We start from the raw sequence: 13,242 nt of genomic DNA, 5'->3' as shown, positions 1-13,242 counted from the left end.
ATCACCCCATTGGTCCGAAGACGTTTCCTCCGTAGTATAGGTATAGGGTTGCGTAGTAAGCTGAGTCTCCAATGTAGACTAAGGATGTTGCTGTGCCGGCTGGTGCGTCCTTTATTGATTTTCCGAAGACTATGATTTTATTGCTTAGGTAGAATTGTGGTGATATTCCGTAGGGTATTACGAGGATTTGCGATTTAGGTATAATGTTTGGCTGCCCCTGGGAGTTTCTGTAGACCGTGACTATGAGGAACATTGGCGAGCTTGGTACGTTCCAGTAGCACACGGAGCTCTTTTGACCGCTGTTTGGGTTACCATTACCTGGGTAGGTGGCTGTGCAGGGTACTGGATATGACCGTTGGCTATTACCGTTAGCTGGGTTCAGGGTAAAATTAGTTTCTTGAAATACGTAGCCATAGACCGATTTATATATCGCCATTACCCTAAGCCCAAGTGAACGCTTTCCAGTAATATTATAAATGAGTTTTAGGCATGTTGTGTTGAAGACACTTGGGTCTATGAAGAATATGGAGTTAATATTTGTACTGTTGGGCAATATCATTACCATTAGTAGCGGTATTGTTATGTTGTTCGGCCACACTAGGTAGCCGTGGTCCCCAATTCCGCTTATGCTTGCATAAGCATCTATATATATGCTTGATGCGTTGCTTATGTATGGATGGCTCACGGTCAGGTTTCCTGCCGTATTTGTACAGTTTAGAGTTGCCATGTTAAAGGTTACTATTCCGTTATTATTCGTGGTCTCCGGCGGTGATGTTCCTGCACATATTGCAAAACTGAATTTATTGCCACCTGAACTGCTATAGTACATTATTGTGTATGTTATTTGCACGGTTGCGTTGGATACCGGTTGTTGCGGGTTTGTGCTAAATCTCGTTACTTTTACCGTTACTGTATTTGTTAATGTGTTATTAGTTACTGTAACGTTAAACACAGGATATATTATCAGTTTGAAGTTGTAGTTCTTGCCAAGACCCAGCATTTCTTTTACACTTGTGTAGTTAAGGGATGCCTTTGCAAGGTTAGTAGGCATTAGTATGAAGTAATCAGTTATGTATAGGCTCGTAATGTTGAGACTGTTTAAGTACCCGAAGAAGCCACTGCTTGATTGCGGTATTTGACATACGGCTGATGTTCCCGAGGGTGGTGGTAGTGGGTTTATCCCGTTTTGGTAGTCCCAGTAGGTTAGGGCTAGTACCTTAAATGGGTCTAGGCTATATGGTTGGTTTGGTTCGGCTAATCCGAAGGCTGCCAGTTGGCTTGCGTTTAGTCCCCAATTGGGTGGGTTCCCGGGGTTAGTTACTATGTATTGGAGTAGTGATTGAGCATGGCATTTAATTGGAAGGTATTTACCTCCGAGCCTGCGGAGTAAGAGTAACTTGGCATTAAGGCTATGAATATAATTATTGCGATTATTATTGCCGGTATTATTATCGCTATCTCAATGGCGCTTGATTGTCCTCTTGCGCTTAATTTGGAATTGAGCATTAATAGTAAATTGAATGATAGGTTTTTAAACTTAGCTGAACGTGAAGTACGTAATACATTCAATATAAGGTTATCGTTTATTATTGTCTCTACGGTACTAAACGCTTTAATAGGGGTTTGCGCCATGGTTTTCGTCATGGCTAGGCAGCCATACGTGTATGAGGAGGTGGAGGTTCCGGAGGGTGTTAAGGTTGATGTCAGTGGTAGTAAGGTCGTTGTTAAGGGACCATTGGGCACTTTGGAGAGGGACTTCGGTAATATACCCGTCATTATAAGGCCTTCTGATGGTTCCATAATCGTCGAATCCTACTTCGCGGGCAGGAGTGAGAAGGCTATCGTTGGTACTGTGGCTGGTCACATTAGAAATATGATTCTCGGAGTTACGAGGGGCTGGAGGTATAAGCTTAAGATTGTGTTTTCCCACTTCCCAATGAACGCTAAGGTTCAGGGTAATCAATTAATTATTGAGAACTTCATGGGCAGGAGGTCAAAGATAACCCTCAACATACCTAAGGGCGTTAAGGTTTCAGCAACTAAGGATGACATCATTGTTGAGGGTATTGATAAGGAGGTCGTTAGTCAATTCGCGGCAGATATCGAATTAGCCACGACATTGAGGGGTGATGAGAGGATTAGCCGCATGGACGTGAGGGCGGCCCAGGCGTTCTCGACGGTATTTATGTCTACGCCGTTGAGCACATGAAGTAAGTTCATTCAAGGTATATCCCGGATTTCTCGAGTCTCCTCTCTATTGAGTCCTTATCATCCGCGTAGTAATTAATGGCCCTCTTCAGGTATTCCTTATCAATGCTTATCCTGCTCTCTGGGTCTGCAAGCATTTCTGCAATCCTTGATAGGAATTCATCACCCTCCTCACTGGCCTCCCTGGCCTTTAGGACCAGCAAATCCTCAAGCCTTATGCTCCTTATCTCGATCCCATCAACCCTCACCTTAACCGCGTTCTTTATCATCTCCTCGGGTATGTATATGTCGAGGATGTTTTCCATAAGGTCGACCCTAATGACCTGGGCATCAACTAATATTTCGTAGTACATCATGCCGTTCATGTCCATGCCCACGTCCCAATCATTCTCCCTGGCGATTTCCTCGAATGTTTCGGGTTCTGTTATTGTTGATTTATTTATTATGAATATGTCTATGTCGTGCACGTTCCAATCAATTCCATAAAGTAGGGGTAGCACCGCACTGCCGATGAGGATGAAATCAATACCCCTCTTACTCAATTCAGAGCTAACCTTTACCAATGCCTTCCTTATCAAATCCACGGCTTCCTTGGATTGATTACTACCCATGCGTAGACTTTAAATTACCATTTAAATTTAAGTGTTTTGCCAAGTATGTCTGGGGTTTCGTTTAAGGCCGTGGGCATAAGGTTTGATTACCTACACGCTGAACGCCTTCAATTAATACCGCCTCAGACCCAGGTCGCATTCAATGTTAACCTGGTCATTGGTCCCAATGCGGTGGTCAGGGGTGATATTGTTGAAATACCATTTTCACTGGCGGCTAGTTCAAACCCATCAATAGTTAATGTATCGATTAGGGGCGCATTGATTATCCAGGGTGATCCAAGGCAGGTTGAGGATATTGCGAAGTCCGTGAATTCAGGTAAGTCTCCGCAGATTATTCAGATAATGATTGGTCAATACGTATTCTTCGAAGTAAACCTACTGCTTAAGGAGTTGGGTATTCCACCTGCAATGCCGATTGCGCCTCCGCCACAGCAGAGGCAGGGTGAGGGAACGACAATGTATGCCTAACTCTGTGTCTGCTGCATTGATTGATACCTCCTAATCGCCTTTGCCGTGTATTGCAGCGGGTTTTTAACACCACACCCTAGGTTTGTCGGGCACAGCCCTAGGCTATTCATTTCCTGGCAGGACGGGGGCATGTAGAATTTATGACCACCCCTTAGGCCGGCTATATGCTCCACTTGATACCTGGTCACCTTCTCGTCAAAGTCAGCCACGGTCTTAAATAAATTAACGACCTCATCAACGCAATCCTCTATGGGCCTACCCTCGAGGTCATGGCACCTCCTGAGCGTGTACGCAGCCACGGCAAACCTGGCCTGGTGACTTGGGTTACCCCCAGACTTAATCTCATTAATTATAGCCTCCATGCATGGTGGCATTAACCCAGTTATTTGAACCTTAACCCTGGTCATGGAACCAGCCCTATACTCCATGAGTTCCTTCATACCGCCGAGTGCATCAATTAATTGCTTGGTCTCATCCAGGTTCTCTGACGCCTTACTTATTAACTCAAGCACCTCTTCTCAACAGCCTCCTCCACTAGCCTAACAAGGTCCTTATACGTCATTAACACCCAACCCTTAAGTAGGTACCTATTAACGAGCTTCCAGTAAGGGTCATTCCTGGGCATGAACTTTAAGTAATCCCAAACCCTAACGCCAACGTCAAACGCCAATGCCAGGCTTTCATCGTAGATGTCCAGGTCCCTGAGCCTCACGGCATTAATGCCGAACTCCTTAGCAATGTATATCACGCAGTCAGGGTCCTCAAGCGCCAACTTGCCTGAGAACCTCTTGCTCTCCACATCCGCAAACCTCCTCCAGAGTGACTTATCGAGGTGCGCCGCGAGTATCACCGCGACGTAGTGGGCCAGCAGCTCATCCTCACCTAGGTCTGGGTCGTCGGTTATTGAATTCTTAGTAATGGCCTCACTGAGTATTTCATAAGCCTCTGAAGCAGTTGCCTGCCTATTACTGAGTTTGCAAGGTCGTTGATGTATATCCCCCTCTCACTCGTTATTTCCCTGAACCTGGTAAGGCCCTCCTTGCTGAATGGGTATTTCACGATAAAGCTCACGTAATCGCTGAAGCACCTAAGCACTGAATTCACCAAGTTAATAATTGCATGTAGGTATATAAAGAAATCAAGCTAATGCCCGGTGTATTATGAGGCAGGATCACATACTGTGTAGCTTATCCATTATCAATGCCTTGCCCAGGTCATGAATACTGCTGATCTTTATGAATAAACCACCGCCAATCTTTGAAAGCCTCATTAGTAATTCATCATCACTATTCTCGCCAATGGCTATTGTGGATATTGTTGTACCACTTCTCCTAAGCCTAACAGCCTCCTTAATGCACATGCTTGAGTTCACAGTCCTACCATCAGTCACGCAGATACATGCTTAGAATTGCTCCTGGACCTAGTAAGCACCTCCCTGGACCTCTCGAGGGCATTCGCCAGGTTTGTACCGCCACCCGCATACACGTACTTAAGTATGTAATTCATCTGCTGCCAATACCTCCTAACCTGGTGCAACCCCCACAGTACGTCAGCCCTGAAGTTAAAGAGCACCATGGCCAACCTATCATTGGTTTTTGATAGGAATTGAATGTACTGAGCAACCGCGTCCTTGGCAATCTCTATCTTAGGCATTCCATTGCTAAGCTCCCTCATACTACCTGACACGTCTAGGCATAGGACTATGTCTATGGTCTTAACATTCGCGTATTCCTTAACCACGATGTCCTTATTAGTGAATAATTTATGCATCATGGACTTCCTACTCAGGTTCATGGCCGTCTTCTGTAGGTCAACATCGAAGTAATTATCGCCTATTTTATACTCCCTAACACTAACAACATACGTTGGGTACTTGTCAATGTCCGTAAACCTAACGATCTTAACCTGCCCCATACCACTCATGGCATTCCTAACCACATTCCTCAAGGCCTCAAACACCCTCTCCCCATCCTTACTCCTCCTGAAGTCCGTTGGTAGAAGCCCGTAGTTCCTAAGGTATGGCTCCATCTTCCTAAGGACCTTAACCTTCTCCACAATGTTCGCGTATGGGTCAATGAACATGTTTATTAATTGGGCGAGGTTTAGGAAGTTTACCGTACCAACACCGCCATATAGAATTTCGTATATTGTAGATATTATTGAATCGAGCTTGGCATCTTTACTATGCTCATCAACGTTGGCAATCAATGACCTGCTCATTGATAACTCCTGCTCTCCTCAGCACTATACTCAGCACCAAAACCGCCACTAACATTGCCCGTACCCCTCTCATAATCACTCCTCTCCATGTTCTCGCCCTCATTAATTTCACCACCACTACTAACATTAAATCCAGCAACCTGCTGTGCCGAACCCTCCTCACCCTCCTCCTGCCTTTTCTCAACATCCTCAAAGGCCCTCTCAAATGCCTCCTCAAGAACCCTCTTCTTATCATCTGGGTTCGAAGTTTCTACCGATAGGTATAGGTTCTCAATACCAACCCTAATGACCGTCTCCTTAAACCTGTCATAGTCAACACCACCCTCAATCAGTATCCTCATCATTATATCATTAGCCGCAGCCTCAAAACTCCTCACCGAGCCAGGCCTAACAACCCTCGAATCCTCCTGTAAATACTCATAAACCTTACTAAGCACCCTCGTGATTATCTGCGCCGGGTCAACACTTGCGCTCAAGCCCTAACCCCAATATAGATAATGTGCGCCGTATTAAATAACTTACCCATCTAATTACTTATGCCTGTTCATACTAATGCTCATCTCCTTGAATATCTCCTATACATCATCACAGCCTCATCAAACTTACGTGCAAGGTAATCCTTCTTCTCAATCTCATTTGCGAAGTTCCCACGCACAACATTAACCATATTACTGATGATTTCCCTCTTTAAGTCATTAAGTGAGACCTCCCTACCCTCAAGCCAGGCCCTGGACATGGCCGTGGTTATGGCATAAATGGCCGACCTAATGCTCGGGCCAACCTCAATATTACTGTCCTGAGCGACCAATGTCATGAACGTAGCGGTAACCTCGGTCAACGCATCGGGAGCCTTAAGGCCTAGGTGCTCCATGTATAGGCCACTCTTCCAGGAGAGTATTGACTTAAGGAGGTCTTTGTCTGGATATGGTATTTCCACGACCTTCATCCTATCGGCCAACGCCTCACTGAGTTCATAAACGCCTGAGTACTCGGCTGGGTTTGACGTGGCTATTACGAGGAAGTCACTCCTTATTTTAAAGCCCCTTATGAATACGTAATGCTCCTGCAAAACCTGGAGCAACGCCGCCTGGCTATATGGATTCAACCTATTCACCTCATCAAGTATTAGTATGCCGCCATGAGCCATAACCAGGGGGCCAGGTATATAGGCCAGTGGGTGGTCAAGCCCCGCTTGTAGTGCTACGGCTATGTCGATGTCCCCGGTCAATTCCGTAGCCGTCATGTGGCTGTGACATGCGACCTCGATGTATGGAGGTTCCGAAATATGAAGAACCTCGGCCAACGTCTCTGCTAATGTTGTTTTTCCTATGCCCACAGGCCCCATTATGAGTACGTGCCTACCCACGGCAAGGCTACTTAGCACATCCATCGCTATATCATTAAGCCCCTTAAGCTCCCTCTCCAATTCAGTCAGTATTTTCTTAATGCCCTTTGTCCTTATGGCATCCGCAACCAATTTATTAACCTGAATTTCCTCCCTCTTAACCAGGTCTGACAATCGTGGTAGTAATGCCATTAGTTCCTTGCCTGTTGCCATTCAGTACAAACGCAGTTCTTGAGCTTTAAATTTTTAGTGCTACATCGTTTTAATTAATTTGCCTTTGCATGAGGAGAAAGGTATTAATATCCTTACTCAATAACGCCTTAGTCGTTTCGAAAAGGTGGTTTTAGTGAGGTATGGCTACTCAGACGAGGAAGATTTAAATGAATACGAGCTAAAGCGAGAAATAAAGGATCCAAAGCAGCGATGGATCGTTAGGATAATTAGGTCAATGAAGGATTATTATAAGAAGTGCCCATACTACGATACCAGGTCCGGCGATTGCTTCATATTATTCAATACGGAGGATCATAAATGCCCAAGGGAGGGCAGGTACGAGGGATGCCCAATACTTGAGGCATTCCTGGCAGAGAGATATGATGAACTCAAGAAGAGGGGCAAGCCGATACCCTATGATTTCAGGGATTTAGCATTGTATTAAGGTAGTTATTGAGTAATCAAGCTTAAATAATTACGTAATTAATAATTATATCGTGGAAGTACAGTCAGTAGGACCCAATGAATTTCTGAGTATTGATGGTCCAGCAAGTATTAGAATAATTGATGGTAAACTCTATGTATTGGGCGCCGAGTATGGGCCTGGATCCTCGTTCACGGTCATGAGAGGTAGAAGAATAGTTGCGAAATCACTCGGTGAGGGTAAGATAGATGTTGTGCTTGGACCTGAGGGAAGAATAGAAAGGATTGATGGAACCAACGAGGTAATCGATACGTGGGATAGGGCATTATCTACTATACAATTAAGGAATTCCGTTATAGTGGTGCTCGGTGCCATGGATGTTGGAAAAACAACAGTAACCACAATACTCGTTAATAAGGGTGTAATGGGCGGGCTTAAGGTTGGTGTTATTGATGGTGACCCTGGCCAAAACGATATTGGACCACCAACAACGGTATCCGCGTCAATAGCCACGAATTTTATAACCCATCTAACGCAGTTGAGGAATTTGAGGTCAATATTCGTGAAGACCACAAGCATAGAGCACGTGTGGGATTATGTATTGAATTCTATTTCGAAATTGGTTAATGAACTTAAACATGGTCATAATGTTGATGCCGTAGTAATCAATACGGATGGTTGGATCTCCGACCCAGCCGCTGTTAAGTTTAAACTTGAAATGATTAAACACGTAAGTGCGAACTACGTCATTGTTATTAGGCGTGGTGATGAGGTTAACGAATTACTTAAGGGGTTGGCAAGCATTACAATTAATACTATTGTATTACCATCACCATCCAATGCCAGGATTAGGGATAGGGATGATAGGAGGATACGGAGGGAGATGGGTTATAGTAAGTATTTAATGCCCTCCAGGGAATTGAGCATAAACCTTAGGGAAAAACCTATTGTGAACTTACCGTTATTCAATGGATTAAGGTATGACAATTATATTACAAGGTTAATTCGGAGGAGCCTTAACGTACCAATACATTACATTGAGCAGTGGGGAGGGGTTGCCGTAGCCATAGGCGATGTTAAGGAATTTCAGGTTAAGAACCTTGGCGATGTGAGTATAGCGATATTGCCAGTGAATTGGGAGAGGGGGTTGCTCGTGGCATTGGAGGACAGGGACAATTACCTATTATCCCTGGGCGTATTACGTAAGATATATTATAACACGGGTAAGGCCGTGATATCGATACCCAAGTCCTTCAATAATGAGGATTTGGTTGATCATATTAGGCTCGGCATGATTAGGGTTAATGATAATTATGAGGAGATTGAGAAGACCCTTTACATTGGTAAGATTGAGTCGTTATTATCCTCGCAAAATATATCTAGGAAGCAATAATTGGGACAAATGTTGATTATTTAGGAAAGGTATTTTTAGTAAGATTTTATTATAATCAATTGATATGGTGAATAAGGTAGTCAAGAGAGATGGCTCCGAGGAGGACTTCATAATTGAGAAGGTTATAGTTAGTATACTTAAGACGGGAGCGCCAATCGATGTTGCTAGGAGGATTGCCAGGAAGATTGAGTGCCAATTCATGGATGTTGATAAGGTCACCGCTAAGGACCTAACCAAGGCCATATTAACTGAGCTTAAGAAGGTTAATGAGGAGTGGTATAGGAATTGGATAGTCTTTGATAGGGCTGTGAAGCGCAGATTAACCGAGAAGGAGCTTGAGTAAGGATTTTTCGACCCATCACTCTTTAAAACCTCATTTCCTACCCTTCCTCCTCTCCTCCCTCCTCTTCGCAACCTCCTTCCCCACTTTCTTAGGCTTTAGGCTATTTTCATAGGCCATATTTATTAGGACGATGAATATTGTCGCAATTATCATGACCATGATAATCCAGGGAACTACGCCAAGCATTAATGGACCCAGTGCGCCTGATGAGAATAACTGATCAACGCTTATTGAGCTTGATGGAACGAATGTGTAACCATGCCTAATCAGTATTACGAAGTAGGCGGCTAATCCTATCATTAGGCCTGCGTAGGCCGCATTTGCATACTTAACAATGCTCTCAAGGTTCATACACGTATACCGCGAATAAACGCTTTTAAAAGCGCTCTCTCCCCTCATTAACCGTAGAAATGCGTAGGGTTGTTTACCTGGGTAGGCACCTAATGCTTAAGTCGAAGTACCTGGATAAGTTGGGTAATGGTAGATTCACGACGATTAGGCTCGGTATAATTAGGCCGAAGTACAGGGAGGTCTTTATTCATAGCGGTGGTATGGTTGTTGCCAAGCGCGCATAGTAAATGTACTTTACAAGAGAATTTCTGAGTTAACGGATGAAGATGCCATTGCCGATGGTTTCACCAGCCGGGAGGCATTAATTGGGGAGTTAAGGGATATCTATGGTAATGTGTCTAATGATGACTGGGTAACAATACTCACGCTTGAGGTTACTAGGGCGATTGGGCGTAGGGATGATGGTTCCATTGGCCTTAGCCCTGTCGATATTGCAAGGCTTGCGCTTAGATATAATGTACCAATGAGTGATGAGGAGAGGAGGATATTGCAGGAGTTGGTTAATGAGGGTAGTGTTCGTAAGGCCGCGATTAAGTTATTCAATTCCTTTAAGGGTAGGGTAGTAATTAGGAGGGTTGTTAGGAGGGCGCTTAAGCATTTGATGCGTATGGGCGTTATAACGGATTATTGAGTTACGCGTTCTACCCCTATCCTAATCTTCATGTCCTCAATATCCCAATCCATGGCAAATGCGCTTGCTGGTACGTTACCAATCACTATATCTATTGCCCTAACCTCATTCATTATATAACCCATGAACTCCTTAATTGCTGATAATAAGTCATCACTTCCGGTACTCACATAAACCCTTATCTTCTCATCAACCTTAAGGTTAGCCTTAGCCCTCATAGTCTGCACACGCCTAACAACCTCCCTGGCCAACGCCTCGTAGTACAACTTCCTATCCATGACCTTACTAAGGCATATCTCATAACCCCTTCCCTGAGCCCTAACATACTCATCCTCATTACACTGCCCAAGCTCGCTCACGAACTCAACATCCTTAACATTAGCCAAATACTCAAGCAGGTGCTTAATCTGCCTAAGCATATCTAGACTACTGGCATTCTCGACCTTAATCACGGCCTTAGCAAGGGCCACCTCAACTTGACCTTTATCCTATTCCTCATCTCAGCAATGTCTGAGAACATCGTAAATAATAGGCCAAAGGCCTCCTCCAATTTCTCATCTATATACCTCTCATTGACCTGAGGCATCAATGTGAGGTGAACACTCTCTGACTCATTCCCCTCAAACTTCCTTATGAATGCATTCCACAAGTACTCAGTTATGTGGGGTACTAGGCTGAACCCATTATCAAGGCTCCCTTAATCACGTGATAGAGCACAGCATAAGCCGCATACTTATCCTCCCTACTCTCCTCAGTCCAAACCCTACGCCTAATCAGCCTGATATAGCCATGGCTCAAATCATCAACGATAAGGCTAACCCACTCCCTGGCAGCCATGTGGAGTTCCATATTATCCATGTAGTTAATGAATCTACGCAACCTACTATTGAACCTGCTGAGTAACCACCTATCCTCGATCAACCCCTTATCAATTAATCCCTCAAGCCTATGCGTAGCTGGGTCAAACCTATCTAATGTCATGTAGGTGTCCGCAAACTTAACCACATTCCAGAGTATTGAAAGCACGCTCCTGGTTTCGGCAATCTCGTCAGGGTCAACAGACATGGTGTCCCAGGGAGCGGACTTAGTAAGTAGGTAGAGCCTCGTTGGATCCGCACCCCACCTATTGAATAGGTCCTCAGCCCAGACAACGTTGCCCTTGGACTTACTCATCTTCTGACCGTACTTATCAACGACATGACCACTAATTAGTATGGATTTATAGGGCGCCCTGCCCATCCATAGGACCGATGTGACGAGTAATGAGTAGAACCAGCCCCTTGTCTGGTCTATAGCCTCCGTTACCCAATCATAGGGGTATAACCTATCGAATAACTCCTTATTCCTAAGACCATCAACACTGGCTATCCAGCAACGCCACTATCCATCCAAACATCAACAACGAATGGCTCCCTAACCCACTCCCTGCAGTCCTCAGTCTCTATCCTCACCATGTCAATCCACGGCCTATGAACAAGCATCTCACTCGGCACGTTAGGTATGAACTTAGCGTACTTCCTCAACTCATCCAGTGAACCTATCACCAAGACCTTACTCGGGTCATCCTTACAGCGCCAGACAGGTAATGGCGTACCCCAGACCCTACTCCTCGATATAGTCCAATCCCTGGCATTCGCAACCCAGTTATCGAACTATCCCTAAGGAAGTCCGGGTATATCTTCACCTTCTTAAGCTCCTCAACAAGCCTGTCCCTATAGGCCGACACCCTGATGAACCACTGCCTATCAGACCTGTAAATCAATGGTGTACCGCACCTCCAGCAGTGTGGGTATGCATGTACTATGGTCTCATAATGAAGGAGTAAGCCCCTTCCCTTCAAATCCTTGATTACCTCCTGAGAGACATCGAGCCAGTACTTACCCCGGAATTCACCGCCATTCTCATTAAATATGCCGTTAATTTCCACGGAATTCGTAATAGGCAAACCATACTTCTTGGCAACCTCAAAGTCCTCGGGGCCATGGGCAGGGGCTATATGGACAAGCCCAGTACCCTCCTCAAGCGTCACGAAATCCGCCAAAACCACGTAGTGAGCCTTCTCAATGTGGGTTGCATGTATTGGCACCCTCTCCATGTATATATGTCTATACCTAGTCCCAGCCAATTCTAAACCCTTAACAACCCTAACAATCTCGTAATCCTTAATGCCGAACTTCTCCATTAACTTCGGCACAAGCGGTTCGGCAAGCCATAAGTACTCCGTATTATTATTTATGTTGACCCTGACCAACGCGTAGTTAAAGTTTGGATTGACAGCAACAGCCTCATTATCGATTAATGTCCAGGGTGTCGTGGTCCAGATGACCAGGTAAGTGTTGCTTGTACCCTCAACGGGGAACTTAACATATATTGATGGATCCTCCCTATCCTCATAGCCCTGGTCAACCTCCGCATCGCTTAATGCCGTTTCACACCTTGGACAGAATGGTAATACCCTGTAATCCTCGAATAAAAGCCCCTTTTCCCAGGCATTCTTTAGGAATGACCATACATGCTCTATGTAGTAGGGCTTCCTGGTCTCATAGGCCCTCTCAAGGTCGAGCCATAGACCAAGCCTCCTTGTACCAACTTCCCTCCACTTCTCGAGGTAATAATCAACAAGTGAGTTACACTCAAGGCTGAACTTGTCATAACCAACCTTCTCAATATCCTTCTTAGTCTTAAGCCAAGCTTTTTCTCAACCTCAATCTCCACGGGAAGTCCCTGCTCGTCCCAACCACCCTGAGCCCAAACCCTATAACCAAGTAGCCTATGGTACCTAAGTACAACGTCCTTGTACGTCCTACCCCTAATATGGCCAACGTGTGGAAAGCATTAGTTGTTGGCGGTCCCTCAAGGAATGTGAACCACCTAGTGGCGTTCTTAGGTCCTTCATGCCACTTACCCTCAATATTCGCCTCACGCCAATACTGCCTAACTACTTCCTCAATTCTTTTTACATCGAACTGAGCATCCAGGGTAAAGCGTGAATCAATAACGGACACCCAATCCTAAGGCATATTGAGTATTTAAAA

The 13,242-nt window shown here is 44.9% G+C and carries 17 protein-coding genes and 3 pseudogenes; 8 read left to right on the top strand and 12 right to left on the bottom strand.

Annotated features, from left to right (window positions below; all coding sequences use genetic code 11):
- Position 1 precedes the first annotated feature (1 nt).
- Both JCM16161_RS08950 and JCM16161_RS17445 read right to left on the bottom strand, forming a co-directional pair.
- Complete coding sequence (locus JCM16161_RS08950; protein WP_243671078.1) at positions 2–1,051, bottom strand: hypothetical protein; 1,050 nt, start codon at positions 1,049–1,051, stop codon at positions 2–4.
- 269 nt (positions 1,052–1,320) lie between these two features.
- Positions 1,321–1,506: a hypothetical protein gene (locus JCM16161_RS17445; protein WP_243671076.1), complete on the bottom strand. Its 186-nt coding sequence runs from the start codon at positions 1,504–1,506 to the stop codon at positions 1,321–1,323.
- Between the two features lie 136 nt (positions 1,507–1,642).
- Here JCM16161_RS17445 and JCM16161_RS08945 point away from each other — a divergent pair.
- Positions 1,643–2,214, top strand: a pseudogene (locus tag JCM16161_RS08945) (50S ribosomal protein L6).
- A gap of 2 nt (positions 2,215–2,216) precedes the next feature.
- Here JCM16161_RS08945 and JCM16161_RS08940 read toward each other — a convergent pair.
- Positions 2,217–2,819 carry a nucleotidyltransferase gene (locus tag JCM16161_RS08940; RefSeq protein ID WP_054855630.1) on the bottom strand — a complete coding sequence of 201 codons (603 nt, stop codon included), beginning with the start codon at positions 2,817–2,819 and terminating at the stop codon, positions 2,217–2,219.
- A 69-nt stretch (positions 2,820–2,888) separates the two neighbouring features.
- Between JCM16161_RS08940 and JCM16161_RS08935 the strand changes: the two genes are divergently transcribed.
- Positions 2,889–3,287: a hypothetical protein gene (locus JCM16161_RS08935; protein ID WP_243671074.1), complete on the top strand. Its 399-nt coding sequence runs from the start codon at positions 2,889–2,891 to the stop codon at positions 3,285–3,287.
- Here JCM16161_RS08935 and JCM16161_RS17440 read toward each other — a convergent pair.
- The 7 genes from JCM16161_RS17440 to JCM16161_RS08920 form a co-directional block, all read right to left on the bottom strand.
- On the bottom strand, positions 3,284–3,799 hold the full coding sequence (locus JCM16161_RS17440) for a hypothetical protein (protein ID WP_243671072.1): 516 nt from the start codon (positions 3,797–3,799) through the stop codon (positions 3,284–3,286). The genes JCM16161_RS08935 and JCM16161_RS17440 overlap by 4 nt on opposite strands.
- Positions 3,787–4,137, bottom strand: coding sequence for a hypothetical protein (locus JCM16161_RS17435; protein ID WP_243671070.1), 351 nt, complete (start codon positions 4,135–4,137; stop codon positions 3,787–3,789). The genes JCM16161_RS17440 and JCM16161_RS17435 overlap by 13 nt, the downstream gene beginning before the upstream one ends.
- A gap of 50 nt (positions 4,138–4,187) precedes the next feature.
- Positions 4,188–4,391: a hypothetical protein gene (locus JCM16161_RS17430; protein ID WP_243671068.1), complete on the bottom strand. Its 204-nt coding sequence runs from the start codon at positions 4,389–4,391 to the stop codon at positions 4,188–4,190.
- 67 nt (positions 4,392–4,458) lie between these two features.
- Positions 4,459–4,677: a hypothetical protein gene (locus JCM16161_RS17425; protein WP_243671066.1), complete on the bottom strand. Its 219-nt coding sequence runs from the start codon at positions 4,675–4,677 to the stop codon at positions 4,459–4,461.
- On the bottom strand, positions 4,674–5,507 hold the full coding sequence (locus JCM16161_RS17420; RefSeq protein WP_243671063.1) for a VWA domain-containing protein: 834 nt from the start codon (positions 5,505–5,507) through the stop codon (positions 4,674–4,676). The genes JCM16161_RS17425 and JCM16161_RS17420 overlap by 4 nt, the downstream gene beginning before the upstream one ends.
- Positions 5,504–5,983 carry a hypothetical protein gene (locus JCM16161_RS17415; RefSeq protein ID WP_243671061.1) on the bottom strand — a complete coding sequence of 160 codons (480 nt, stop codon included), beginning with the start codon at positions 5,981–5,983 and terminating at the stop codon, positions 5,504–5,506. Before JCM16161_RS17415 ends, JCM16161_RS17420 begins: the two co-directional genes overlap by 4 nt.
- Before the next feature lie 80 nt (positions 5,984–6,063).
- A complete protein-coding gene (locus tag JCM16161_RS08920) occupies positions 6,064–7,065 on the bottom strand; it encodes a MoxR family ATPase (protein ID WP_054855628.1) in 1,002 nt (333 codons plus the stop codon).
- A gap of 124 nt (positions 7,066–7,189) precedes the next feature.
- On the opposite strand from JCM16161_RS08920, the gene JCM16161_RS08915 reads away from it, so the two are divergent.
- The 3 genes from JCM16161_RS08915 (at position 7,190) to JCM16161_RS08905 (ending at position 9,225) form a co-directional block, all read left to right on the top strand.
- The gene (locus JCM16161_RS08915; RefSeq protein WP_243671059.1) at positions 7,190–7,510 is read left to right on the top strand and encodes a hypothetical protein; all 321 of its coding nucleotides are present in this window, start codon (positions 7,190–7,192) and stop codon (positions 7,508–7,510) included.
- 52 nt (positions 7,511–7,562) lie between these two features.
- Positions 7,563–8,882: a GTPase gene (locus JCM16161_RS08910; protein ID WP_054855626.1), complete on the top strand. Its 1,320-nt coding sequence runs from the start codon at positions 7,563–7,565 to the stop codon at positions 8,880–8,882.
- A gap of 67 nt (positions 8,883–8,949) precedes the next feature.
- Complete coding sequence (locus JCM16161_RS08905; RefSeq protein WP_054855700.1) at positions 8,950–9,225, top strand: ATP cone domain-containing protein; 276 nt, start codon at positions 8,950–8,952, stop codon at positions 9,223–9,225.
- A gap of 30 nt (positions 9,226–9,255) precedes the next feature.
- Here JCM16161_RS08905 and JCM16161_RS08900 read toward each other — a convergent pair whose 3' ends face one another.
- Positions 9,256–9,576 (bottom strand): hypothetical protein, encoded by a 321-nt coding sequence (locus JCM16161_RS08900; protein ID WP_054855625.1) that lies wholly within the window; start codon positions 9,574–9,576, stop codon positions 9,256–9,258.
- A 59-nt stretch (positions 9,577–9,635) separates the two neighbouring features.
- Here JCM16161_RS08900 and JCM16161_RS17410 point away from each other — a divergent pair, with 59 nt between their 5' ends.
- The 3 genes and pseudogenes from JCM16161_RS17410 (at position 9,636) to JCM16161_RS17400 (ending at position 10,207) form a co-directional block, all read left to right on the top strand.
- On the top strand, positions 9,636–9,800 hold the full coding sequence (locus tag JCM16161_RS17410; RefSeq protein WP_243671057.1) for a hypothetical protein: 165 nt from the start codon (positions 9,636–9,638) through the stop codon (positions 9,798–9,800).
- A 20-nt stretch (positions 9,801–9,820) separates the two neighbouring features.
- Positions 9,821–9,892: pseudogene (locus tag JCM16161_RS17405) on the top strand (ASCH domain-containing protein); the annotation flags it as partial.
- Between the two features lie 18 nt (positions 9,893–9,910).
- Positions 9,911–10,207, top strand: coding sequence for a hypothetical protein (locus JCM16161_RS17400; RefSeq protein WP_243671055.1), 297 nt, complete (start codon positions 9,911–9,913; stop codon positions 10,205–10,207).
- Here the strand turns inward: JCM16161_RS17400 and ileS are convergent.
- Positions 10,201–13,212: pseudogene (gene ileS, locus JCM16161_RS08890) on the bottom strand (isoleucine--tRNA ligase). The gene JCM16161_RS17400 and the pseudogene ileS overlap by 7 nt on opposite strands.
- Positions 13,213–13,242: the final 30 nt, after the last annotated feature.

It is taken from the genome of Vulcanisaeta sp. JCM 16161, assembly GCF_001316285.1.
The sequence above is the reverse complement of the archived record's forward strand: the minus strand, read 5'-3'. Positions and strand labels throughout refer to the sequence as shown.

What these genes read in the sequence shown, in the direction of transcription:
- JCM16161_RS08940 (WP_054855630.1), bottom strand. Translation starts at nt 2,819, where the DNA reads ATGGGTAGTAATCAATCCAAGGAAGCCGTGGATTTGATAAGGAAGGCA.
- JCM16161_RS08920 (WP_054855628.1), bottom strand. Translation starts at nt 7,065, where the DNA reads ATGGCAACAGGCAAGGAACTAATGGCATTACTACCACGATTGTCAGAC.
- JCM16161_RS17410 (WP_243671057.1), top strand. Translation starts at nt 9,636, where the DNA reads ATGCGTAGGGTTGTTTACCTGGGTAGGCACCTAATGCTTAAGTCGAAG.
- JCM16161_RS08900 (WP_054855625.1), bottom strand. Translation starts at nt 9,576, where the DNA reads ATGAACCTTGAGAGCATTGTTAAGTATGCAAATGCGGCCTACGCAGGC.
- JCM16161_RS17445 (WP_243671076.1), bottom strand. Translation starts at nt 1,506, where the DNA reads ATGCTCAATTCCAAATTAAGCGCAAGAGGACAATCAAGCGCCATTGAG.
- JCM16161_RS17420 (WP_243671063.1), bottom strand. Translation starts at nt 5,507, where the DNA reads ATGAGCAGGTCATTGATTGCCAACGTTGATGAGCATAGTAAAGATGCC.
- JCM16161_RS08950 (WP_243671078.1), bottom strand. Translation starts at nt 1,051, where the DNA reads ATGCCTACTAACCTTGCAAAGGCATCCCTTAACTACACAAGTGTAAAA.